Origin of the sequence: Algibacter sp. (assembly GCF_049667265.1) — a bacterium.
In the GTDB taxonomy this organism is placed as follows: domain Bacteria; phylum Bacteroidota; class Bacteroidia; order Flavobacteriales; family Flavobacteriaceae; genus Algibacter_B.
Map to the genome: position 1 here is coordinate 1 of NZ_JBATHX010000413.1, position 1,882 is coordinate 1,882.

The following is a 1,882-nucleotide window of genomic DNA, read 5'->3' on the forward strand; positions in this document are numbered from 1 at the left end:
GCCTTATGTGATAGAATTGCATTGATTCAAGATGGAAAAATTCTTGAGATAGATACACCAGAAGCCATTGTGAAACATTATCCAAAACCAATTTATAACGTTAGCGCAATTAATATGTACCAGCTCATAAATAGTTTAAAAGCTTATGAACATAACCATAGTGTATATCCTTTTGGCGAGTTCGTGCATTATACAGATGTGAGAACAGATTTTAATCCAGATGAATTGTTTCAGTATTTAGAATCTCAAAATTTATCCAATATAGTAATTGAAAAAACACAAGCAACCATTGAGGATACCTTTATGGAATTAGCAAAATAGATGATACCTAAAGGGTCATACTGAGCATTAACGAAAACAAAATATATTTTGTTTGAAGTAAGCTCGTGAAACGAGTCGAAGTGCAATGAAAATAAATGAAAAATAACAACGTCATAGAAGTAGAAGGTTTAACCAAAATGTTTGGAGATTTTACAGCTGTAAATGCCATAACTTTTGAAGTTAAAAAAGGCGAAATATTTGGTTTCCTTGGCGCGAATGGAGCAGGAAAAACGACAGCCATGAAAATGCTGATTGGTATTTCTAATCCTACCTCTGGAAAAGCTAATGTTGCTGGTTTTGATGTATTTACACATGCTGAAGACATCAAGAAAAGCATTGGGTACATGAGTCAGAAATTTGCCTTGTATGACGATTTAACAGTAAAAGAAAACATTACGTTTTTTGGAGGCATTTATGGATTGTCCAGAAAACGCATTAAAGAAAAATCGGCAGTTTTAATTGAAGAATTAGGCTTAGAAAAAGTGGCAAACAAACTCGTTGGTGCATTACCATTAGGCTGGAAACAAAAATTATCCTTCTCTGTGTCCTTACTTCACGATCCTAAAATTGTGTTTTTAGATGAACCAACAGGAGGCGTTGACCCAATAACAAGACGTCAGTTTTGGGAAATGATTTATAGTGCAGCTCATAAAGGAACAACGGTTTTTGTAACCACACATTATATGGATGAAGCTGAATATTGCGACCGAGTTTCCATCATGGTAAACGGAAAAATTGAGGCTTTAGACACACCAAAAAAATTGAAAGCGCAATTCGAAGTGGATAATATGAATGATGTGTTTTTAAAACTGGCTAGGAGCCCATCCCCAACCCTTCCCAAAGGGAAGGGAGTTTAAAAAATTCAAAAAGATAACATAATGAATTTAGATATTAATATACATAATCGGTTTTCCCCCTTTGGGGGAATTAAAACGGGGCTTATATGAAAAGATTCATTGGCTTCATAAAAAAAGAATTCTACCACATCTTTAGAGATAGACGCTCATTGTTTATACTCTTTGGAATGCCAATTGCACAAATTATGTTGTTTGGATTCGCTATTACAAATGAAATAAACAATGTTGATATCGCCATTTTAGACCATTCAAAAGATGCAAGTACAGAAGAAATTATCAATAAAATTTCAGCTTCAAAATATTTCAGTATCAATCAATTTATTGAAAAAGAATCTGATATTGAAACCATTTTCAAAAAAGGAAAAGTAAAAGCTGTTTTAAATTTTGAAAAAGATTTCAGTAAAAACTTAATCAAAGATCACAAAGCAACTATTCAGATTATTACAGATGCCACAGACCCGAATACGGCAAATACTATCAGTAATTATGTGAACGCAATTCTTATTCAATATCAAAAAGAATTGAACAAAGAAATCACAATCACCTATCAAATAGTTCCACAAACGCGGATGGTTTACAATCCAGAATTAAAAAGTGTCTATATGTTTGTTCCAGGTGTAATGACCATCATTTTGATGTTGGTTTCTGCAATGATGACGTCCATTTCCATTACAAGGGAAAAGGAATTAGGTACTATGGAAATT

General features: G+C 33.2%; 2 protein-coding genes and 1 pseudogene. All 3 read left to right on the forward strand.

All coding sequences use genetic code 11. The features are described from left to right. Positions 1-321 (forward strand): annotated as a pseudogene (locus WBN21_RS14420) (ABC transporter ATP-binding protein); the annotation flags it as partial. Positions 322-416: 95 nt separating this feature from the next. Then, the gene (locus tag WBN21_RS14425) at positions 417-1,178 is read left to right on the forward strand and encodes an ABC transporter ATP-binding protein (protein ID WP_424201475.1); all 762 of its coding nucleotides are present in this window, start codon (positions 417-419) and stop codon (positions 1,176-1,178) included. Between the two features lie 86 nt (positions 1,179-1,264). Continuing rightward, positions 1,265-1,882: ABC transporter permease (locus WBN21_RS14430; RefSeq protein WP_424201476.1), on the forward strand; the 618-nt coding region annotated here is incomplete at its 3' end.

Coding starts and splice junctions, on each gene's coding strand:
- WBN21_RS14425 (WP_424201475.1), top strand. CDS start 417: ATGAAAAATAACAACGTCATAGAAGTAGAAGGTTTAACCAAAATGTTT.